The organism is Phycicoccus sp., from assembly GCF_035325325.1.
Taxonomy (GTDB): Bacteria; Actinomycetota; Actinomycetes; order Actinomycetales; family Dermatophilaceae; genus Phycicoccus.
The window spans coordinates 1493-22482 of sequence record NZ_DAOLAC010000002.1; the positions used below are offsets into that span (position 1 = coordinate 1493).

General features: G+C 74.0%; 21 protein-coding genes. 8 read left to right on the forward strand and 13 right to left on the reverse strand.

Going from position 1 to position 20990, the window contains the following annotated elements:
• Positions 1–823 (reverse strand): DNA polymerase III subunit delta (gene holA / locus PKA89_RS01670; protein ID WP_324415951.1); only part of this gene is annotated, 823 nt, incomplete at its 3' end.
• Between the two features lie 74 nt (positions 824–897).
• Between holA and PKA89_RS01675 the strand changes: the two genes are divergently transcribed.
• On the forward strand, positions 898–1461 hold the full coding sequence (locus tag PKA89_RS01675) for an adenylate kinase (RefSeq protein ID WP_324415953.1): 564 nt from the start codon (positions 898–900) through the stop codon (positions 1459–1461).
• A gap of 9 nt (positions 1462–1470) precedes the next feature.
• Here the strand turns inward: PKA89_RS01675 and PKA89_RS01680 are convergent, their stop codons facing one another.
• Positions 1471–3738, reverse strand: coding sequence for an ATP-dependent DNA helicase (locus tag PKA89_RS01680; RefSeq protein WP_324415955.1), 2268 nt, complete (start codon positions 3736–3738; stop codon positions 1471–1473).
• Positions 3739–3857: 119 nt separating this feature from the next.
• Here PKA89_RS01680 and PKA89_RS01685 point away from each other — a divergent pair, with 119 nt between their 5' ends.
• On the forward strand, positions 3858–5570 hold the full coding sequence (locus tag PKA89_RS01685; RefSeq protein ID WP_324415958.1) for a formate--tetrahydrofolate ligase: 1713 nt from the start codon (positions 3858–3860) through the stop codon (positions 5568–5570).
• Here the strand turns inward: PKA89_RS01685 and PKA89_RS01690 are convergent.
• Positions 5563–6663 (reverse strand): GNAT family N-acetyltransferase, encoded by a 1101-nt coding sequence (locus PKA89_RS01690; protein WP_324415960.1) that lies wholly within the window; start codon positions 6661–6663, stop codon positions 5563–5565. The genes PKA89_RS01685 and PKA89_RS01690 overlap by 8 nt on opposite strands.
• Positions 6664–6706: 43 nt before the next feature.
• A complete protein-coding gene (gene hflX, locus PKA89_RS01695) occupies positions 6707–8170 on the reverse strand; it encodes a GTPase HflX (protein WP_324415962.1) in 1464 nt (487 codons plus the stop codon).
• Between the two features lie 91 nt (positions 8171–8261).
• Here hflX and PKA89_RS01700 point away from each other — a divergent pair, with 91 nt between their 5' ends.
• A complete protein-coding gene (locus PKA89_RS01700) occupies positions 8262–8867 on the forward strand; it encodes a methyltransferase (RefSeq protein ID WP_324415964.1) in 606 nt (201 codons plus the stop codon).
• A gap of 42 nt (positions 8868–8909) precedes the next feature.
• On the opposite strand, the gene dapF is transcribed toward PKA89_RS01700, so the two are convergent.
• From dapF to def, 3 genes are read right to left on the reverse strand one after another with little or no spacing between them, the layout of a single operon-like run.
• Positions 8910–9791, reverse strand: a complete 882-nt coding sequence (dapF, locus tag PKA89_RS01705) for a diaminopimelate epimerase (protein ID WP_324415966.1) — start codon at positions 9789–9791, stop codon at positions 8910–8912.
• On the reverse strand, positions 9784–10740 hold the full coding sequence (gene miaA, locus PKA89_RS01710; protein ID WP_324416490.1) for a tRNA (adenosine(37)-N6)-dimethylallyltransferase MiaA: 957 nt from the start codon (positions 10738–10740) through the stop codon (positions 9784–9786). The genes dapF and miaA overlap by 8 nt, the downstream gene beginning before the upstream one ends.
• A complete protein-coding gene (gene def / locus PKA89_RS01715) occupies positions 10737–11369 on the reverse strand; it encodes a peptide deformylase (RefSeq protein WP_324415968.1) in 633 nt (210 codons plus the stop codon). The genes miaA and def overlap by 4 nt, the downstream gene beginning before the upstream one ends.
• 138 nt (positions 11370–11507) lie before the next feature.
• On the opposite strand from def, the gene PKA89_RS01720 reads away from it, so the two are divergent.
• Complete coding sequence (locus PKA89_RS01720; RefSeq protein ID WP_324415970.1) at positions 11508–11699, forward strand: antitoxin; 192 nt, start codon at positions 11508–11510, stop codon at positions 11697–11699.
• A gap of 174 nt (positions 11700–11873) precedes the next feature.
• A complete protein-coding gene (locus PKA89_RS01725) occupies positions 11874–12077 on the forward strand; it encodes a hypothetical protein (protein ID WP_324415972.1) in 204 nt (67 codons plus the stop codon).
• A 32-nt stretch (positions 12078–12109) separates the two neighbouring features.
• Here the strand turns inward: PKA89_RS01725 and miaB are convergent, their stop codons facing one another.
• A complete protein-coding gene (gene miaB / locus PKA89_RS01730) occupies positions 12110–13621 on the reverse strand; it encodes a tRNA (N6-isopentenyl adenosine(37)-C2)-methylthiotransferase MiaB (protein WP_324415974.1) in 1512 nt (503 codons plus the stop codon).
• Between the two features lie 139 nt (positions 13622–13760).
• On the opposite strand from miaB, the gene PKA89_RS01735 reads away from it, so the two are divergent.
• From PKA89_RS01735 to PKA89_RS01745, 3 genes are read left to right on the forward strand one after another with little or no spacing between them, the layout of a single operon-like run.
• Entirely contained in the window at positions 13761–14099 is a 339-nt protein-coding gene (locus PKA89_RS01735; protein WP_324415977.1) for a metalloregulator ArsR/SmtB family transcription factor, read from the forward strand.
• Positions 14096–15850 carry a SulP family inorganic anion transporter gene (locus PKA89_RS01740; protein WP_324415979.1) on the forward strand — a complete coding sequence of 585 codons (1755 nt, stop codon included), beginning with the start codon at positions 14096–14098 and terminating at the stop codon, positions 15848–15850. Before PKA89_RS01735 ends, PKA89_RS01740 begins: the two co-directional genes overlap by 4 nt.
• A gap of 45 nt (positions 15851–15895) precedes the next feature.
• Entirely contained in the window at positions 15896–16306 is a 411-nt protein-coding gene (locus tag PKA89_RS01745) for a YccF domain-containing protein (RefSeq protein ID WP_324415980.1), read from the forward strand.
• An 11-nt stretch (positions 16307–16317) separates the two neighbouring features.
• Here PKA89_RS01745 and PKA89_RS01750 read toward each other — a convergent pair whose 3' ends face one another.
• The 5 genes from PKA89_RS01750 to PKA89_RS01770 all read right to left on the reverse strand — a co-directional run bounded on the left by PKA89_RS01750 (position 16318) and on the right by PKA89_RS01770 (position 20804).
• Positions 16318–16905, reverse strand: coding sequence for a regulatory protein RecX (locus PKA89_RS01750; RefSeq protein WP_324415982.1), 588 nt, complete (start codon positions 16903–16905; stop codon positions 16318–16320).
• Positions 16906–16915: 10 nt separating this feature from the next.
• Positions 16916–17974, reverse strand: a complete 1059-nt coding sequence (gene recA, locus PKA89_RS01755) for a recombinase RecA (RefSeq protein ID WP_324415984.1) — start codon at positions 17972–17974, stop codon at positions 16916–16918.
• A 249-nt stretch (positions 17975–18223) separates the two neighbouring features.
• On the reverse strand, positions 18224–19033 hold the full coding sequence (locus PKA89_RS01760; RefSeq protein ID WP_324415986.1) for an ABC transporter permease: 810 nt from the start codon (positions 19031–19033) through the stop codon (positions 18224–18226).
• Entirely contained in the window at positions 19030–19875 is an 846-nt protein-coding gene (locus PKA89_RS01765; protein WP_324415989.1) for an ABC transporter permease, read from the reverse strand. The genes PKA89_RS01760 and PKA89_RS01765 overlap by 4 nt, the downstream gene beginning before the upstream one ends.
• Positions 19875–20804 carry an ABC transporter ATP-binding protein gene (locus PKA89_RS01770; protein WP_324415991.1) on the reverse strand — a complete coding sequence of 310 codons (930 nt, stop codon included), beginning with the start codon at positions 20802–20804 and terminating at the stop codon, positions 19875–19877. Before PKA89_RS01770 ends, PKA89_RS01765 begins: the two co-directional genes overlap by 1 nt.
• Positions 20805–20990: the final 186 nt, after the last annotated feature.

Genomic DNA, 20990 nt, shown 5'->3' on the forward strand with positions numbered 1-20990 from the left:
CGACCTGCCACGGCGCCATCCCGACGTCGCGCGCGATGTCGGCGGAGCGGCCCCGCCCGGCCGACCCGACCCGGATCAGCTGACGCACCTGCTGGGCGAGCACCGCGACGATCGGGACGGGGTCGACCCCGACCGCGATGGCGTGCCGGAGCAGCCGCAGGGCCTCCCCCGGGTCGCCGGCCAGGGCGGCGTCGGCGACCCGGAAGCCCGTGGCCTCGACCTTGCCGCCGTGGTAGGTGAGGACGACCTGCTCGTCGATGACCCCGGTCGTGTCGTCGACGAGTTGCTGGCAGGCGGCGGCGAGCTCGCGGACGTCCTTGCCGACCGCCTCGACGAGGGCGTGGACCGCCTCGGCGGTCGCCTTGCGCCGGGCCCGACGGAACTCGTGGGTGGCGAAGTCGGTCTTGTCGCGGTCGGTCTTGATGGCCGGCGCGTCGAGGACCCGGGCGCCGGCGCCGCGCAGCGCGTCGAGGACCTTCCTGCCCCGCTGCCCGCTCTTGTGGAGGACGACGAGCGTGAGGTCGGGCTCGGGGTGGTCGGTGACCACCGTGAGCAGGTCGGCCTGCAGCTCCTCGGCCGCATCGTCGAGGTCGTGGACGACGACGCACTTCGCGCCCCCGAAGAGCGAGGGGCTGGTGTGCAGGACGAGCTCGCCGGGCTGGTAGGCCGCCGCGTACACCCGGATGACCTCGAGGTCGGGGCTGGTCACCCGCAGCTCGTCGAGGGTCTGGGCCAGCGCCCGCTCGGCGAGGATCTCCTCCGGGCCGGAGACGAGGACGTACGGCGGCACCCGGTGGGCCACGGCGACGAGGTCCTCGGTCATGGCGGCCACTCTGCCATCCCGGGCCGACGGACCGCCGGGCCCGACCGCGTCGCCGGCTCGCCTAGGATCTCCCGGTGCTCCTCGACGGCCCCTTCGACCTCGCCCGCCACCGGCGCGTCGTCATCCTCGGGGTCACCGGCTCGGGCAAGTCCTCGCTCGCCGTGCGGCTGGCGGCCGTCGGTGGGCTGCCGTACGTCGCCGTCGACGACCTCATGTGGCGCCCCGGCTGGGTCCAGCTCGACGCCGCGGGCCAGGTCGAGGCCGTGCGCCCGCACGCCGAGGGCCCGACGTGGGTGATGGACGCCGTGTGGAGCGCCACCCGCGAGCTCGTCCTCGGCCGCACCGACCTCGTCATCGCGCTCGACTACCCGCGCCGGGTCTCCCTCGGCCGGCTGCTCAACCGCACCCTCCGCCGGCTGCGCGACCACGAGGAGGTCTGCGGCGGCAACACCGAGTCGTGGCGCCAGACCCTGTCGCGCGACTCGATCGTCGCCTGGCACGTGCGCAGCTATCGGCGCAAGCACGCGCAGATCGAGACGATGTGCGCCACGCCGGACGGTCCCCCGGTGCTGCGCTTCACCGACCCCCGGCAGACCGAGTCGTGGCTGCGCTCCCTCGAGCACGCCGCGGCCGCGTGAGGCGCGACGTCAGTCGAACGTGAGGGTCGGCCCCCGGCCGGGCTCGAGACCGAGCCCGGAGAGCCGGGCCTCGACGACCTCGCGGGGCAGCTCCATCGACTCGGCGAGCTCGTCGAGCCCGAGGCCGAGCTCGACGCCGTCCCTCAGCTCCTCGTCCTCCTGGGCGCTCCACGCGTGCCCCTGGGTGACGGCGGTGCGGGCCGACGGCGCGGGCGGCGGCGCGTCGGCGACCGGGCGCTCGTCGGCGACCGGGGCGGTCGTGGCCGCGCCGGTCATCGTCGTACCGCTCACGGCACCGGTCAGCCCGCGCAGCGTCGGCTCGGCGACCGGCAGCGGCGGCGGCGCGATCTCGTCCAGCCGCCGGAGCGCGCCGAGCACCATCTCGCGGTCGGCGGTCGGCCAGAACGGAGGCAGCGACCGCTGGAGGAACCCGGCGTAGCGCGCTGTCATCATCCGCGAGTCGAGGAAGGCGACCACGCCGCGGTCGTCCGAGCGCCGGATGAGCCGCCCGGCGCCCTGGGCCAGCCGGAGCGCGGCGTGCGTCGCGGAGACCGCCATGAAGCCGTTGCCGCCCATCCGGGCGATGGCCTGCGAGCGGGCCGAGGCCAGCGGGTCGTCGGGCCGCGGGAAGGGGATGCGGTCGATGAGGACGAGCTGGCACGAGGACCCCGGGACGTCGACGCCCTGCCAGAGGGACAGTGTGCCGAAGAGACAGGTGCGCACGTCCTTGGCGAACTCACGCACGAGCGTCGAGATCTGGTCCTCGCCCTGGCAGAGGACGACGATGTCGGTGTCCTCCAAGCGGTTCCGCATCTCCTCGGTGACCTCGCGAGCGGCTCGCATCGAGGAGAACAGGCCGAGGGTGCGGCCGTTCGCGGCCCGGACCAGCGCCTCGACCTCGTCGAGGGTCTGCGGCGCGGTGCCGTCGCGGCCGGGGGCCGGCAGGTGCTTGGCGACGTAGGCGATGCCCTGCTTCGGGTAGTCGAACGGGCTGCCGACGTCGAGGCCGCGCCACCCCGGGGCACCCTCCCCGCGCAGCCCGATCGTGCCGGCGACCGCGTCGAAGCTGCCGCCCAGCTCCAGTGTGGCGGAGGTGATGACCACCGTGCGCTCGTCGAACACCTTGTCGCGCACCAGCATCGCGACGCTCATCGGCGCGACTCGCAGCACCGGACCGCGGCGCGGGTCCTTCGACAACCAGACGACGTCGAGCTCGCGCTCCTCGAGCACCCGGGCGGCGACGTCGAAGAGCTCGTCGACGGCCGCCTGCGCGACCTTGCGCGCGCCGTCCGCCTCCTCGCCCGCACGCGGCTTGAGCTCGGTCTGCGCCTGCCGGGCCACGTCGCGGATCCGCCCGAGGGCCAGGGCCAGCGCCTCCGGGACCGCGGTGAGCCGGCCCTCCGGCATCGGCTCGAGCACCGACTCGAGGAGCGTCGCGGCGTCGTCGAGGCCCTCGGCGGCGTCGGTCTGCCGGCCGGCCCGCTTCGCGGCGGCCCGGACCGACCCCGGGGTCAGCTCGTCGGTGATCGTCGAGGTGACGCGGTCGACGAGCTCGTGGCCCTCGTCGACGACGAGGACGTCGTGCTCCGGCAGCATCTGACGGCCCTCGAAGGCGTCGATGGCCATGAACGAGTGGTTCGTCACGACGACGTCGACGTCGCGGGCGGCCTCGCGGGAGCGCTCGACGAAGCACTCGGCGACCATCGGGCAGCGTGAGCCGAGGCACTCCTCGGCGCTCACCGACACCTGGCGCCAGGCCCGCTCGGAGACCCCGGGCACGAGCTCGTCGCGGTCGCCGGACTCGGTGACCCCGGCCCACTCGCGCAGCCGGACGACCTCGGCGCCGAGCCGGGACGCCGCGCGGTCGACGTCGCCCACCGTCATCAGGGTGTCGGCGTCGTCGTCGGGGAAGCCGCCCTCGAGCTTGTGCAGGCACACGTAGTTGCGCCGGCCCTTGACGAGCGCGTAGGTGGGCCGGCGCCCGAGCACGGGCGTCAGCGCCTTGGCGAGCCGGGGCATGTCGCGGTCGACGATCTGCGCCTGGAGGGCCAGCGTGGCGGTGGCGACGACGGCGGTGCGTCCGGTGTCCACCGCGTGCTGCACGGCCGGCACGAGGTAGGCGAGCGACTTGCCGGTGCCCGTCCCGGCCTGGACGAGGAGGTGCTCGCCGCGCTCGACGGCGTCGGCGACGGCGTGGGCCATCTCGACCTGCCCGGGCCGCTCCGTGCCGCCGACCCCGGCGACCGCGGCATGGAGCAGGTCGTCGAGGGAGGGCACCCGTGCAGCCTAGGCTGTCGGGCGGTGGCGGCCGGCCCGGCAGTCCACTGTTGCGCATCGCGCGTCGCGTTGCGTTCAGCGCGTCGATTCCCTTGTCGCGGGGTCGCGCGGATGTCACGATGGCGGGCGTGACCACGAGCGCGCAGACCCGCCCCGTCCCCCCTGACATCGAGATCGCCGAGGCGGCCACGCTGACGCCGATCACCGAGCTGGCCCACGAGAAGCTGGGCATCGACCCCGAGCACCTCGTGCCGTACGGCCACACGAAGGCGAAGATCTCCCTCGGCTACGTCAACGGCCTGGCCGACCGGCCCGAGGGCAAGCTCGTGCTCGTCACCGCCATCTCGCCGACCCCCGCCGGGGAGGGGAAGACGACGACGTCGGTCGGCCTCGCCGACGCCCTCACCTCGCTCGGCGAGAAGGCGATGGTCGCCCTCCGCGAGCCGTCGATGGGACCGGTGTTCGGCATGAAGGGCGGGGCCGCCGGCGGCGGGTACGCGCAGGTCGTCCCGATGACCGACATCAACCTCAACTTCACCGGCGACTTCGCCGCGATCGCCGCCGCCAACAACCTGCTCTCGGCGGTCATCGACAACCACGTGCACCACGGCAACGCGCTCGACATCGACCCGCGGACGATCACCTGGAAGCGCGTCGTCGATCTCAACGACCGCGCCCTGCGCGACATCGTCGTCGGGCTCGGCGGCGTGGCCAACGGGGTGCCCCGCGAGGACGGCTTCGACATCGTCGTCGCGTCCGAGGTGATGGCCATCCTCTGCCTCGCCACGTCGATCACCGACCTCCGCGAGCGCCTCGGCAGCATCGTCGTCGGCTACACCCGGGGCAAGCAGCCGGTGCGTGCCCGCGACCTCAACGTGCACGGCGCGATGACCGTCATCCTGCGGGACGCGCTGGCGCCCAACCTCGTCCAGACCCTCGAGCACACGCCCGCGATGATCCACGGTGGCCCCTTCGCCAACATCGCCCACGGCTGCAACTCGGTGATGGCGACGCGCACGGCCCTCAGGCTCGCCGACTACGTCGTCACCGAGGCCGGGTTCGGCGCCGACCTCGGCGCCGAGAAGTTCGTCGACATCAAGTGCCGCACGACGGGCCTGCGGCCGTCCGCGGTGGTCGTCGTCGCCACCGTGCGGGCCCTGAAGTACCACGGCGGGGTCGCGGTCCCCGACCTCGGCGCCGAGTCGGTCGAGGCGGTCACCGCCGGGATGGCCAACCTGCGCCGGCACCTGCGCAACGTCCGGGACGTCTACGGCCTGCCCGCCGTCGTGGCGCTCAACCGCTTCCCGTCGGACACCGACGCCGAGGTCGCCGAGGTCATCCGTCTCGTCGAGGCCGAGGGCGTCCACGCCTACGAGGCGACGCACTACGCCGACGGCGGCCAGGGTGCTCAGGCGCTGGCCCGCGGCGTGCTCGAGGTCATCGAGGCGGGGACCGCCGACATGCAGCTGGTCTACCCCGACGACGCCCCGCTCGCCGAGAAGGCCCGGGCCATCGCGACCAGGGTGTACGGCGCGGCCGAGGTGACCTTCGAGCCCAAGGCGGCGAAGCGGCTCGCGGCGATCGAGGCCGAGGGCTACGGCCACCTGCCGGTGTGCATGGCCAAGACGCAGAGCTCGTTCTCGACCGACCCCGGGCTGCGCGGTGCGCCCGAGGGCCACACCGTCTCGGTCCGTGAGGTGCGCCTCGCGGCGGGCGCCGGGTTCGTCGTCATGGTGACCGGCGAGATCATGACGATGCCCGGCCTGCCCAGGGTGCCGGCGAGCGAGCACATCGACGTCGACGACGACGGGCGGATCGTCGGGCTCAGCTGAGCAGCGGCCGACCGTCGAGGCGGCGGGCCATCCAGATGTCGTCCCGCTCGTCACCGTCGGCGACCCGGATCCCGCCGGGCAGCCGGCCGACCTCCTCGTAGCCCAGCCCGGCGTAGAAGGCGTCGACCCCGGTCCCGCCGCGCACGCCGAGCTCGGCGACCTCGACCCCGTCCTCGCGGGCGACGCGGTGCATCGCGGCCATGAGCAGCCGGCCGAGGTTGCGCCCACGCCGGCCGGGGTCGGTCATCACGCGGTAGGCCGTACGCCGGTGTCCGAGCAGCGGGTTCGGGCCGGCGACCCACCACGCGAGAGCCACGACGGTGCCGGCCGGGTCGCGCAGCAGGACGGCGACGGCGCGCCCGGCCGTCATCTGCTCCTCGTGCGCCGCCAGGGCCTGCGCGACCCGGTCCCGCTGCGTGCCCGGGAGGAAACCCACCGCTCCCCCGCTGTCGTTGGTCGCGCACCACAGGTCGAGGACGGCCTCCCGCGTCGGCGGGTGGAACGGGGCGCCGTGCACGTGGGGCCGCGGGGCCAGGAGGACCACCGGCCCGGGGACGTGGGCCGGGTCGGCGGCCCGGGCGCGGCCGACGACCTCCGGCGGCACGCCGGGCAGGACCGCGCCCGGTTCGGCCGCCCCGACGACGGTCAGCCCGGCCCGCTCGGCCGTGCGGATCGAGGCGCGGTGGTCCGGGCGGGCGGTCGCGGTGAGGGGCAGCGCCGGGCCGTGCTCGACGGTGTCGGCGACGACCGCCCGGGCGACCTCGGGGCCGAGCCCGCGGCCGTGGTGCGGCCGGTCGAACCGGTAGTAGAGGTTGAGGTGGGCTCGCTCCCGCCCGTGGATGACGCCGGCGACACCAAGCGCCTCGCCGCTGCCGCGGTCCTCGGCGACGCCGTACCCGAAGCCGTGCCGGCGCCAGTGCTCCAGCGCGAGGGCCAGCTTCCCCTCCGCCGCCCCCGCGTCCGGAGCGACCGCCCACGGCGCGAACGGATACTGCGCGGGGTCGGTGTGCAGGCGCACCCAGAGGTCGCGGTCGGCCTCCCGGAGGGGTCGCAGGCGCAGGCGGTCGGTGAGCAGGGTGCGGCCGGACGTCACCTGCGCACTCTATTGCAAGTCAATTGCAACAGTGTGCGCCGGGTCAGACGGCGAAGTCGGCCAGGTCGTCGGCCAGCTCGGCCCCGACCCGCGCGGTGAGCCGGGTGCCCTCGGCGACGTGCTCGCTCGCGAGGACCTCACCGGTCTCGTGGACGCGGCTCACGAGGTCGCCGCGGTCGTACGGGACGAGGACGTCGACGTCGACGTCCGGCTGGGGCAGCTCGTCGGCGACGAGGGCGCGCAGCTCCTCGATCCCCTGACCGGTGCGGGCCGAGACGACGATCGAGTGCTTCTCGTGGCGCACGAGGCGGTCGAGGACCTCGGGGTCGGCGGCGTCGGCCTTGTTGACGACGACGACCTCCTTGACGTCGGTGGCGCCGACGTCGGCGAGGACGGCGCGGACCGCGGAGATCTGGCCCTCGGGGTCGGGGTGCGAGCCGTCGACGACGTGGAGCAGCAGGTCGGCGTCGGCCACCTCCTCCAGCGTCGAGCGGAACGCCTCGACGAGCTGGTGCGGCAGCTGGCGGACGAACCCGACCGTGTCGGCCAGCGTGTACAGCCGCCCGTCGGGCGTCTCGGCGCGGCGCACGGTGGGGTCGAGGGTGGCGAACAGGGCGTCCTCGACGAGGACACCGGCGCCGGTCAGGCGGTTGAGCAGGCTCGACTTCCCCGCGTTCGTGTACCCCGCGATGGCCACGCTGGGGACCCGCCCGGCGCGGCGCCCGCTGCGCTTGGTGTCGCGGGTGGTCTTCATCTCCTTGATGTCGCGGCGCAGCTTCGCGATGCGGGAGTTGATGCGGCGCCGGTCGAGCTCGATCTTGGTCTCACCCGGGCCGCGCGAGCCCATGCCCTGGCCGCCCGCGGCCTGGCCACCGGCCTGCCGCGACATCGACTCGCCCCAGCCGCGCAGCCGCGGCAGGAGGTACTGGAGCTGGGCGAGCTCGACCTGCGCCTTGCCCTCTCGACTCTTCGCGTGCTGGGCGAAGATGTCGAGGATCAGTGCGGTGCGGTCGATGACCTTGACCTTGACGACGTCCTCGAGGGCGCGGCGCTGGCTCGGGGCGAGCTCGGTGTCGCAGATGACGGTGTCGGCGCCCTCGGCGATGACGACGTCGCGCAGCTCGGCGGCCTTGCCCTTGCCGAGGTAGGTCGCGGGGTCCGGGTGCGGCCGGCGCTGGACGACACCGGCGAGCACCTCGGAGCCGGCCGTCTCGGCGAGCGCGGCCAGCTCGCGCAGGGAGTTCTCGGCGTCCTCGAGGGTGCCCTCGGACCACACGGCCGCGAGGACGACGCGCTCGAGGCGCAGCTGGCGGTACTCGACCTCGGTGACGTCCTGGAGCTCGGTGGAGAGGCCGGAGACACGGCGGAGCGCCGCCCGCTCCTCGCGGTCGTACTGGTCGCCGTCGTAGCCCAGGGCGTCGTCGTCCAGGACGAAGCCGGAGTCGTCGAAGCGGGGGTCGTCGGCGAGCGCCTCGGCCCGCCCGGAGAGGGTGTGTCGTGCAGTCATGTTCTCCCTAGGGTCGCAGAGTCCAACGACGGGCGGCGACCCGTTTCTTCCGGTGCCGAGGTCCGGGGCCGGGCCCGCTAGCCTCGGGCCGGTGGGCGAGCACGAGCACTACTTCACCGCCGAGCCGGCGAGCGACGCCGACCGCCGGCCGCTGCGGGTGCGGCTCGCCGGGCGCGAGGTCGAGGTCGAGGTGGCCCGGGGCGTGTTCTCGCCCGGCGGCCTCGACAAGGGCACCGCGGTCCTCCTCGACGAGGCGGTTCCGCCCCCGCCGACCGGGACCTTCCTCGACCTCGGCTGCGGGTGGGGGCCGGTGGCCCTGACCCTCGGGATGCTCGCGCCGGAGGCCACGGTCTGGGCGGTCGACGTCAACGAGCGCGCCCTCGACCTCGCCCGCCGCAACGCCGCCGCCCTTGGCCTGGCGCGGGTGCACCCGGTGACCGCCGACGCCGTCCCGACCGACGCACGGTTCGACGTCATCTGGTCCAACCCGCCGATCCGGGTCGGCAAGGCGGTGCTCCACGACCTGCTGCGCACCTGGCTGCCCCGGCTCGCACCGGACGGGCTCGCCACGCTCGTCGTCCAGAAGAACCTCGGCTCGGACAGCCTCCAGCGCTGGATCGGGTCCGAGCTGTCGATGACGTGCACCCGGCGCACGTCGAGCAAGGGCTTCCGGGTCCTCGAGGTCCGCCGGGCCTGACCCGCGGGGCATCCGCGGGCACCCGCGGGGGTCGGGCGCGCGTCAGTCGGGCAGGAGCGCCGTCGGGACGGTGCCGTCGGCGACGAGGACGGCCGGGCCGGCGAGCTCGACACCGTGCCCGTCGGTGAGCCGGACGGTGAGCCGCCCGCCCGGGACGTCGACGGTCCACGTCGACCCGGTGTCGAGGGAGCCGGCCCAGAAGCTCGTCGCGATGGCCACGGCGCACGCCCCCGTGCCGCAGGAGCGGGTCTCGCCGACCCCGCGCTCGTGGACCCGCATCACGACGTGGCCGGGCCCGACCGGACGGACGAGCTCGACGTTGGTGCCGTGCGGCGGCTGGGGCCGGACGACCGGCGCCCGGCCGAGGTCGAGCCCTGCGAGGTCGACGTCCTCCGGGAGTGCGACGACGGTGTGCGGGTTGCCGAGGTCGACCGAGAGGGCGGAGAAGGGGTCGCCGTCGTCTCCGCCGACGTGGACCAGCGCGTCGAAGCCCTCACGCTCGGCGCGCGCCGGGTCGGCCAGCCGCCAGGGCCCGAGCCCGACGGCCCACGTGTCGCCGTCGCGCCGGACCACCTTGGCCCCGGCCCGGGTGGCGATGACGAACTCGTCGGCGGTCTCGAGCCCCTCGCGGCGCAGGAACTCGGCGAAGACACGGGTGCCGTTCCCGCACATCTCGGCCGCCGAGCCGTCGGCGTTGCGGTAGTCCATGAACCACGTGGCCTCGGCCTGGTCGCGGACCGCGGCCTCGCCGGCGAGCTCCGCGGGGACGACCCGGATGACGCCGTCGCCCCCCAGGCCGGCCCGCCGGTCGGCGAGCCACGCCGCCCGGGTGGCGGACAGCCCGAGGGCGCCGTCGAGGTCGGGCACGAGGACGAAGTCGTTCTCGGTCCCGTGGCCCTTGGTGAACGCCAGCCGGTCAGCCATGCGCACCATCGTCCCATCCCCCGCGGCGCAGCCGGTCGGCCGCGCCCTCGACGTGCTCGAGCGCACGGTCGAGCAGGTCGGGGGCGAGCGCGTCGAGCCAGCGGACGCGGGGGTCGGCCCCGAACCACGACTCCTGCCGCCGCACGAGCCGGCGGGTGCGCAGCGCCGTGTCGGCGACGGCCTCCGCCACGGTCATCCCGCCGTCGAGCACCCGGACCGCCTGCGCGTAGCCGACCGCCCGGGCGGCCGTCCTGCCTTGTCGCAGACCCCGGTCGAGCAGCTCGCGGGTCTCCTCGAGCAGGCCGGCGTCGAACATCCGCCGGGTCCGTCGCCCGATCCGCCGGTCCAGCTCGTCGCGGTCGACCCGCAGGCCGAGGACGACCGTGGGGCGGAGGTGCTCGCGCACCGGCATGGTCGCGCTGAACGGCCGCCTGGTGAGGGCGATGACCTCGAGGGCCCGAACCACCCGCCGGGCGTTGCCGGGGTCGATGGCGGCGGCGGCCGCGGGGTCGGCGGCGGCGAGCTCGGCGACGAGCACCGGCAGCCCCTCCGTCGTCACGCGCTCCTCGAGGACCCCCCGGACGCCGGAGTCGGTCGGAGGGATCTCGAGCCGGTCGAGGGCGGCCCGGACGTAGAGGCCGGAGCCACCGACGAGCAGGGGCACCCGGCCGCGGGCGTGCACGTCGTCGAGGTCCGCCCGGGCGTGGCGCTGGTAGGCCGCGACGCTGGCCTCCTCGGTGACCTCGAGGACGTCGAGCTGGTGGTGCGGGACGCCCTCGCGCTCGGCCACCGTCAGCTTGGCCGTCCCGACGTCCATCCCGCGGTAGAGCTGGGAGGCGTCCGCGGAGACGACCTCGCCGCCGAGCCGGTGCGCCAGGGCGACGCCGAGGTCGGACTTGCCCGTGGCGGTGGGGCCGACGACGGCGACGACGAGCGGCTGGTCGCTCAGGGGTGCGCCTCGTCGCCGACCTCGACCGCGTGGTCGCGGTGCTCCTCGTCGACGTCGTCGTGGCCGAACGGGTCGCGGTCCTCGCCGGGCATCCAGGTGAGGCCGGGGGTGCCCCAGCCGTTGGCCTTGACCGCCTTCTTGGCCTTACGCGCCCACTTGCCGGTGAGCCGGTCGACGTAGAGGAAGCCGTTGAGGTGGTCGTACTCGTGCTGGAGCATCCGGGCGAACCAGCCGGTGGCCTCGTAGTGCAGGTCGCGGCCGTCGAGGTCCTGGCCGGTGAGCACGGCGCTCTCGCCGCGCCGCAGCGGGAAGGACTCCCCCGGCACCGACAGGCAGCCCTCGGACTCCTCGTGCGGGTCGGGTTCGCCCGGAACCGGTTTGGCGGGCACGAGGTACGGGTTGATGACGACGCCGCGGGCCGGGATGCCGTCCTCGTTGCCGAGCTGCCAGGTGAAGATCCGCAGGCCGACCCCGATCTGCGGAGCGGCCAGCCCCACCCCGCGGGCGGCGTCCATCGTCTCGAACATGTCGGCGACGAGCTCGCGGATGCCGTCGTCGATGACCTCGACGGCGGCCGCGCGCTGGTGGAGCACGGGCTCTCCGGTGATGACGACGGGACGGATGGTCATGACGCCGATTCTTCCAGAGCCCGACGACCCCGCCGACGCCGTGGGGGCAAAGCACTGGCGCCGGAGACCGGACGGGTGTGGACTGGTGCTGCTCCCCCGGGAGCACGCCACTGCCGCCGAGACGGAAGGAGGTCGCCGATGGGATTTCTCGACAGCGCCAAGGAGAAGCTCACCGAGCTGGCCGAAGAGCACCCGGACCAGGTCGAGTCGCTCAGCGACCAGGCCATCGAGCGCGGCGGTGACGCCGTCGACTCGCTGACGGGTGGGAAGTACGCCGACCAGGTCGACCAGGCCCAGGCCAAGGCCGACGAGGCGATCGGCGAGCGGTAGCCGACCCGAGGCCGCGAGACCCCCGACCGGACGACCGGTCGGGGGTCTCGTCCGTTCGGACACGATGCGGCGGCCTTCGGCCAGACGGCGTGTCGCACGGCCCGATCCGCTGCCCGGGACCCTGTGCGTTCCCTATGGTCGACGGACTCTCGCACCCGTCGAAAGGACGAACTCGTGTCGCACTGGCACTCCGGCCTCCCCAAGCTGGACATCGAGCCGTTCGACCCGACGCCGCTCTACGACGCCGTCAAGTGCACCGTCGCCGAGAACGCCGTCGTCGAGGAGCGCCGTCGCTCGACGCGTCGCACGGCCGCGGTCCTCGGGCTGGTGTTCGCCACCTGCGCGATCGCCGGTTTCGTCCTGGCGCACTACCTCTGAGGGGGTAGCGGCGGCCCGGGCCGCCGGAGGGGTCAGGCCGGGCAGGCCGGCGCCGCGACCGGGGCCGGGCGACCCACGGTCGGCATGCCGAGCGAGACCCCGGGCTTGCCGGGCACCGGCGCGTCCTGCAGCGCCGCCCAGGCGTCGCCACCACGGGTCCGGCGCACCGCGTACCTCCCGCCCCGCACTCCGCTGTCGGCGACGAGGTGGTGCGGTGCCCCGTAGGTGACGCCGACCGTCACGACGTCGCCCGGACGCGGACGCTCGGCGCCCTCGGGCACGGCGAAGTGGACGAGCCGGTTGTCCCGGGCCCGTCCGCTCATCCGCGCCGTCTCACCGTCCTTGCGCCCCTCGCCCGGGGCGACGAGCACCTCGACCTCGCGGCCCTCGAGCCGCCGGTGCTCGGCCCAGGAGACCCGCTCCTGGAGCTCGATGAGCCGGTCGAAGCGCTCCTGGACGACCGCCTTCGGCACCTGGTCGGGCATCGTCGCGGCAGGGGTGCCCGGCCGGACCGAGTACTGGAAGGTGAAGGCGCTGGAGAAGCGCGAGGCCTCGACGACCCGCAGCGTCTCGGCGAAGTCGGCCTCGGTCTCGCCCGGGAAGCCGACGATGAGGTCGGTCGTGATCGCGGCGTCCGGCATCGCGGCACGCACCCGGTCGAGGATGCCGAGGAACCTCTCGCTGCGGTAGCTGCGGCGCATCGCCTTGAGCACCCGGTCTGAGCCGGACTGCAGCGGCATGTGGAGGCTCGGCATGACGTTCGGGGTCTCGGCCATCGCCGCGATGACGTCGTCGGTGAAGGCCGCCGGGTGCGGGCTCGTGAACCGCACGCGTTCGAGTCCCTCGACGTCCCCGCAGGCGCGCAGCAGCCGGCCGAAGGCCAGCCGGTCGCCGAACTCGACGCCGTAGGTGTTCACGTTCTGGCCGAGGAGGGTCACCTCGAGCACCCCCTGGGCGACGAGGGCCTCGATCTCGGCGAGCACCTCGCCCGGGCGACGGTCCTGCTCCTTGCCGCGCAGGCTCGGCACGATGCAGAACGTGCAGGTGTTGTTGCAGCCCACCGAGATCGACACCCAGCCGGAGAAGGCGGAGTCGCGGCGGGTCGGGAGCGTCGAGGGGAAGGTCTCGAGCGACTCGAGGATCTCGACCTCGGCGCGCTTGTTGTGGCGGGCGCGGTCGAGCAGGGCCGGGAGGCTGCCGATGTTGTGGGTGCCGAAGACGACGTCGACCCAGGGAGCGCGGCGGACGATGGTCTCCCGGTCCTTCTGCGCCATGCAGCCGCCGACGGCGATCTGGAGGTCGGGGTTCGCGGTCTTCGCCGGGCGCAGCTGGCCGAGGTTGCCGTACAGCTTGTTGTCCGCGTTCTCGCGGACCGCGCAGGTGTTGAAGACGACGACGTCGGCGACCTCGGGCCGCTCGGCCTCGGGGACGCTCGCGAGGTCGACGTACCCGGCGGTCTCGAGCAGGCCGGCGAGCCGCTCGGAGTCGTGCACGTTCATCTGGCACCCGTGGGTGCGCACGTCGTAGGTCTTCGCTGCAGTCATGGCGCGGTCAAGCCTAAGCGGCACCGCACCGCCCGGGAACCGTCGGGCGGGTCGCGGCGCGGTGTGGCCCGACTCACCCGCGGCGATCAGTCCGGGTCGTGCATACTTGCAGAGTTCTGCAACTCTTCAAGGAGCCGCCGTGCCCGTCCCGCTCTACCAGGCCAAGGCGGAGTTCTTCCGCACCCTCGGGCACCCTGCCCGCATCCGGGTGCTCGAGCTGCTCGCCGAACGCGACCACCCCGTCCACGGCCTGCGCAGCGCCATCGACATCGAGGCCCCCTCGCTGTCCCACCAGCTCGCGGTGCTGCGCCTCGCCGGGCTCGTCACGCAGCGCCGTGAGGGCGGCGAGGTCATCTACTCGCTCGCCCTCCCCGAGGTCCGCGACCTCCTCGCGAGCGCCCGCGCCATCCTGCGGACCAAGACCGCCGACCAGGGCGGCCTCGTCGACGACCTCACCCCCGAGGCCGGACGGCGGTGACCTCCCGGCCCCCCTCCGGCGCGCGGCCGGGGCTGCGCGCCGGTCTGCTCCGGATGGGTACCCGGGTGGGGGCCGTGCGACCCCGCGCGCGGGACCTGCGCGCGATGCTGCGCTCCCCCCGCCACGACGTCGTCGCCGGCGTCACCGTCGGGGTCGTCGCGCTCCCCCTCGCCCTCGCCTTCGGCATCGCCTCCGGCCTGGGGGCCGCGGCCGGCCTCGTCACCGCGGTCGTCGCGGGCACGGTCGCGGCGCTCTTCGGCGGCAGCCACGTGCAGGTCTCCGGCCCGACCGGCGCGATGACCGTCGTCCTCGCCCCGATCGTCGCCCAGCACGGGGCCGACGGAGTGCTCGTCGTGGGGCTGATGGCCGGGGTCCTCCTCGTGGCGATGGGCCTCGCCGGCGCCGGACGCTACGTGCGCCTCATCCCCCTGCCGGTCATCGAGGGGTTCACGCTCGGCATCGCCGCGCTCATCGCCCTCCAGCAGGTGCCGCTGGCCCTCGGGCAGCGCGCCACCCACGAGCACGTCGTCGTGGCCGCGGCGACGGCCGTCCGCGACTGGGCCGGCTCCCCTCGACCGGCCCCGCTCGCCCTCGCGGTGGCCGTCGGTGCCGCGATGCTCCTCGGGGCCAGACTGCGCCCGTCGGTGCCGGTCGCCCTGCTCGCCGTCGTCGCCAGCGCCGTCGCCGTCCGCGTCACGACGCTCCCGGTGCCGACCATCGGCGCCCTGCCGGACCGCCTCTTCCGCCTCTCCCTCCCCGCGGTCTCCTGGAGCGACCTGCGCGTGCTCGCCGCGCCCGCCCTCGCCGTCGCCGTCCTCGCGGCCCTCGAGAGCCTGCTCTCCGCGACGGTCGCGGACGCGATGAGCGTCTCGAGCCGGCACGACCCCGACCGCGAGCTCGTCGGGCAGGGGCTGGCCAACCTCGCCTCGCCCCTGCTCGGCGGCATCCCGGCGACCGCCGCCATCGCCCGCACGGCCGTCAACGTGCGCACCGGGGCCCGCTCCCGGCTGGCCGCGGTCGTCCACTCCCTCGTCCTGCTCCTCGTCGTCCTGCTCCTGGCCGACGCCGTCTCCTGGATCCCCCTCGCGGCGCTCGCCGGGGTCCTCGTCGGGACGGCCGTGCGGATGGTGGAGGTCTCGGCCCTACGGGCACTGACCCGGGCCTCGCGCAGCGACGCCTTCGTCCTGGTGCTGACCTTCGTCGCCACCGTGGTGCTCGACCTCGCGACGGCGGTCGTCCTCGGCATCGTCACCGCCGGGGGCCTCGCCCTGCGCCAGCTCGCCCGCACCACGACCCTGCACACCGAGGGGGTGCCCGACCCGGAGGACGACACGGACCACGGGTCCGAGGAGGCCGCGCTGCTCCAGCAGCACGTCGTCGCCTTCCGGCTCGAAGGGCCGCTGTTCTTCGGTGGGGCCCACGCCGCGCTGCTCGAGCTGACCGAGATCAGCGACGTGCGCGTCGTCATCCTGCGGATGTCCCACGTCACGACCCTCGACACCACGGGCGCGGCCGTGCTCGCGGACACCATCCGCTCCCTCGAGGCCCGCGGCGTCACCGTGCTGCTCTCCGGCCTCCCCGCCCGGTTCGTCACGCGGCTGCGGACCTCCGGCATCCACCAGCACCTCGAGGCGCTGCACCACCTCTTCGCGACCACCCCCGAGGCGATCGAGCACGCTCGCCGGCACGTGGCCCGCGACGCGTCGCTGAGGTCCGCAGGCCCCGTCACGTCGGTGCAGGACCGGGCGTGACAGGCTGGGCCACAGGGACGTCGGCACGAGAGAACGGGAGGCCCGGTGCGCACCCTGCTCAACGTCATCTGGTTCGTCTTCGGCGGCCTCTGGCTGGCCCTGGGCTACGCGGTCGCGGGGCTGGTGCTCTGCGTGCTCGTCGTGACCTTCCCCCTCGGCGTCGCGGCGCTGCGGATGGCGAGCTACGCCCTGTGGCCGTTCGGCCGCGCCGTCGTCGAGAAGCCCGGAGCAGGGGCGGGGTCCGTCCTGCTCAACGTCGTGTGGATCGTCCTCGCCGGCTGGTGGCTCGCCCTCGGGCACCTGGCGACCGCCGTGGCGCAGGCGGTGACGATCATCGGCATCCCCCTGGCCATCGCGAACCTCAAGCTGCTGCCGGTCTCGCTCGTGCCCTACGGCAAGGAGATCGTGCGGACCGACTCGCTGCCGCCCGGTCGGCGCCCGCTGCACTCGCTCTGACGCCGGGCGCGTCAGTCGCGCTGGTGCTCCGGCGCGTCGCGGACGGCCTCGCGCACGACCCGCATCGCCACCTCGCCGTCGTACCCCTTGCGGGCGAGCATCCCGGCGAGGCGCCGGGTCTGCACGTGCGGTTCGAGCCCGTGCATCGTGCGCAGCCTCTTCTCGACGAGCTCGCGGGCCCGCTCCTCCTCGGCGTGCGGGTCGACCTCGTCGAGGGCGGCGGCCGCGGTCTCGTCGTCGACCCCCTTGCGGCGCAGCTCCTGGCGCAGGGCGCGCCGGGCCAGCCCGCGCCCGGCCTGCTGGGAGCGGACGAGCATCCCGGCGTACGCCTCGTCGTCGACGAGGCCCACCTCCTCCATCCGGTCGAGGACGGCGGCGGCGACGTCGTCGGGGCAGTCCTTGCGACGCAGGGCCGTCTCGAGCTGGGAGCGGCTGCGCGGGGCGGCCGTCAGCTGGCGCAGGACGATCTGCCGGGCCCAGTCGTGCGGGTCCGGCTCGTCCCCCCGGGTGCGCGGGTCGGCCTCGGGGTCCGGAGGTGCCGGCGCGCCCGGCCCCGCCGCCCAGCCGGGCGGCGGGGCCGACGCGTCGTGGAACGCCACGGGCTCGGCCTCAGAAGTCGACCGGGACGTCCGGGACGGCCTCGAGCTCGACCTTGGCGCCGACGCCGAGCTTGTCCTTGATCTTCTTCTCGATCTCGTCGGCGAGCTCGGGGTTGTCCTTGAGGAACGCGCGGGCGTTCTCCTTGCCCTGGCCGAGCTGGTCGCCCTCGTACGTGTACCAGGCGCCCGCCTTGCGGACGAAGCCGTGGTCGACCCCCATGTCGATGAGGCCGCCCTCGCGGGAGATGCCCTGCCCGTAGAGGATGTCGAACTCGGCCTGCTTGAACGGCGGGCTGACCTTGTTCTTGACGACCTTGACTCGCGTGCGGTTGCCGACCGGGTCGCTGCCGTCCTTGAGGGTCTCGATGCGGCGCACGTCGAGGCGGACCGACGCGTAGAACTTCAGCGCCTTGCCGCCCGTCGTCGTCTCGGGCGAGCCGAACATCACGCCGATCTTCTCGCGGAGCTGGTTGATGAAGATCGCCGTCGTGCCGGTGGTGTTGAGCGCGCCGGTGATCTTGCGCAGCGCCTGCGACATGAGGCGGGCCTGGAGGCCGACGTGGCTGTCGCCCATCTCGCCCTCGATCTCGGCGCGGGGCACGAGGGCCGCGACGGAGTCGATGACGATGATGTCGAGGGCGCCGGAGCGGATGAGCATGTCGGCGATCTCGAGCGCCTGCTCCCCCGTGTCGGGCTGGGAGACGAGGAGGGCGTCGATGTCGACCCCGAGCTTCTTCGCGTACTCCGGGTCGAGGGCGTGCTCCGCGTCGATGAAGGCCGCGATGCCGCCGGCCTTCTGCGCGTTGGCCACCGCGTGGAGGGCGACGGTCGTCTTGCCCGAGGACTCCGGGCCGTAGATCTCGACGACGCGGCCCCGGGGCAGGCCCCCGATGCCGAGCGCGACGTCGAGGGAGATCGACCCGGTCGGGATGACGGCGATCGGCGGACGGACGTCGTCACCGAGGCGCATGACCGCGCCCTTGCCGTGCTGCTTCTCGATCTGGGCCATCACCGAGGCGAGCGCCTTGTCCCGCTCGCCACCCTCGGCGGCGGCCACCGGGTTGGGCATCACGCTTCCGCGAGCACTACCAGCCATGTCACACCTGTTCCTTCGTCTGTCGTCGAGCGCGCCTACCGGCGACCGGGCCCCGCGGTCGGTCTCGTCGCGAGGTCGTGGTCAGACGCTAGGTGGGGGCACCGACAGCGGTCACGGGCCGCCGTGGAGCCTGTGGACGGATGCGGCCGGGGCCACCACCTGTGGACGAGCGTAGACGAACACGTGTTCGACGTCCGCAGGCGCGCCGCGACACGCCGGTCCTCAGGTGAGCAGCAGGGTGGCGATCCGCCGCGAGGTGCCGACGACACCCACGACACCGAGGGCGGCGAGGTAGCCGACGTGCCAGAGCAGGCCCCACGACACCTCGCCGAGGACGAGCGAGCGCTCGAGGGCCACCCCGTGGTAGAGCGGTGTCGCCGCGACGAGCCACTGCAGCGCCTCCGGGTAGGTGGAGAGCGGGAAGAAGGTGGCGGAGAAGAGGAACATCGGCTGGACCGCGAGGGTGATGTAGTCGAAGTGCTGCCAGGAGCTCATGAAGGTCGTCGCGAACATCCCGACCGCCCCGAACGCCAGGCCGACGAGCAGCGCCGCCGGCACCGCGAGCAGCGCCCACCACGAGTGCACGAGACCGGCGACCCAGGCGACGGCGAGGAACATCGCCGAGTAGAGCGCGCCACGCATCAGCGACCAGAGGATCTCGCCGACCGCGATGTCGCGCGGGCCGACCGGGGTGGCGAGGATCGCGTCGTAGAGCCGCTGGTGGCGCAGCTTGAAGAAGACGTTGTAGGTGCTGTCCGCGATCGCGCCGTTCATCGCCGATGCCGCGAGCAGTGCCGGCGCGACGAACTCTGCGTACGGCACGACGGTGCCGGAGTCCGTGGTGACCGTCCGGACGAGTGCCCCGAGCCCGACCCCGATCGAGAACAGGTAGAAGACCGGCTCGACGAACCCGCTGAGGAGGAGCAGCCAGGCCCGGCGGAAGGCCGTGACGTTGCGCAGGACGACGTACCTCGCCAGGCCGATCCCGGCCGGTGCGGGAACGAACCGCGCTGCGCGCGCGACGGTGGTCACGAGAGGAGCCTGCGGGAGAAGGAACGGTGGGCGAGCACCCAGCCGACCCCGACGTACGCGGCTAGCACGGCGAGGTGGACCGCCCCGAGCCACCCCGGCCACCGGCCCTCCGAGGCGTCCCGGGAGAGCTCGACGCCGTGCGAGAGGGGCGTGACCCAGGCGAGCGGCTGCATCCACGCCGGCAGCTGGGCCACCGGGAAGAAGGTGCCGGAGAACAGCATGAGCGGGGTCATGACGAAGCGGAAGAGGATGCTGAACCCGCTGTCGGTCTCCATCCGCGCGGAGAGCCCGAAGAGCGGCACGGCGAAGGCCATCCCGGTGAGGACGGCGACCGGCACGGCGAGCAGCACCCACCACGAGCCGAACGCGCCGAACGGCGCGGCGACGAGGAGGAAGATCGCCGTCGCGAGGCCGATCTGGAGCGCGACGACCGCGAGGTGGCCCCCGAGCACCTCGCCGACCCGCAGCGGCGTCGCGAGCATCGCCGAGTACATCCGGTTCCACTTGATGTACCCCATGACGGCGTACGTGGAGTCGCCGAACGCGAGCATCATCGCCTGCATCGCGAGGATGCCCGGGACGACGAAGCGCAGGTAGGGCAGGCCCGCGACGCCACCGGCCCGCGCGTCGACGAGCGCGCCGAGCCCGAGGCCCATCGAGAGGAGGAAGAACAGCGGCGAGGCGAATCGCCCGATGATCGAGCCCTTCCACGTGCGCCGGTAGACGAAGAAGTGGTGGGCCATGACGGCGCCGACCCGCTCAGCGCGCGTGGTCGGCCGGCGCGGACCGGCGGCGAGCCGCCCGCTCGGGGCCGTCGAGACGGTGGCCGTCGGCGTGGACATCAGTCGACCAGCGATCGGCCGGTGAGGTGGAGGAAGACATCCTCGAGCGTCGAGCGGCGCACGAGCGCCGACAGCGGTCGGACCCCGCGGTCGTGGAGCGCGGCGAGCGTGTCGTCGCCGTCGGCGGTGTAGACGAGGAGGCGGTCCGGGAGCTCCTCGACGCGGTCGGCCACCCCGCGGACGGCCTCGACGTGCCGCTCCTGCTCGTCGACGGCGAAGCGCAGCTCGACGACCTCGCGCGTGGAGTAGGTGTCGATCAGCTGGCGCGGGCTGCCCTCGGCGACGATCCGGCCGTGGTCCATGACGACGAGCCGGTCGCAGAGCTGCTCGGCCTCGTCCATGTAGTGCGTCGTGATGATCAGGGTGACCCCGTCGCGCTTGAGACGGTACAGGCGGTCCCAGAGCACGTGCCGGGCCTGCGGGTCGAGTCCGGTGGTCGGCTCGTCGAGGAGGAGCACCTCGGGGTTGTTGACGAGCGCCCGCGCGATGGTGAGCCGGCGCTTCATCCCGCCGGAGAGCGGCTCGACGCGGTCGTGCCGGCGCTCGGTGAGCTGGGCGAAGTCGAGCAGCTCGTCGGTGCGGGCCCGCACCTCACGGCGGGAGAGGCCGAAGAAGCGGCCGTACACCCAGAGGTTCTCCTCCACCGAGAGGTCCTCGTCGAGCATGTCCTGCTGCGGGCAGACGCCGAGCCGGGCCCGGATGGCCGGGCCGTCGGCGGCCGGGTCCATCCCGAGGATGCGCAGCTCGCCGCCGGTGGCCGGCGAGACGCAGCCGACCATCTTCATCGTCGAGGACTTGCCGGCGCCGTTCGGGCCGAGGAAGCCGAAGGCCTCCCCGCGCCGGACGAGCACGTCGATGCCGTCGACGGCGGTGAAGTCGCCGAAGCTCTTGGTCAGCCCCCGGGCGTGCAGGAGCACGTCGTCAGTCACGAGGGACGACGCTAGCCGAGCCCGCCGACGCGGGCACCGCGGTTTCCGGCGCGTCATGGCTGCGCAGGGCCGCGCGGCCCGACCCGCCGGCATCTGACGACACCGACGTCACCGCAGGTCAGGGCCGTCCTGACAGCGACCTGACACCCCCTGACACGCGCCGGGGTGTCGGACGGACCGCCCGGG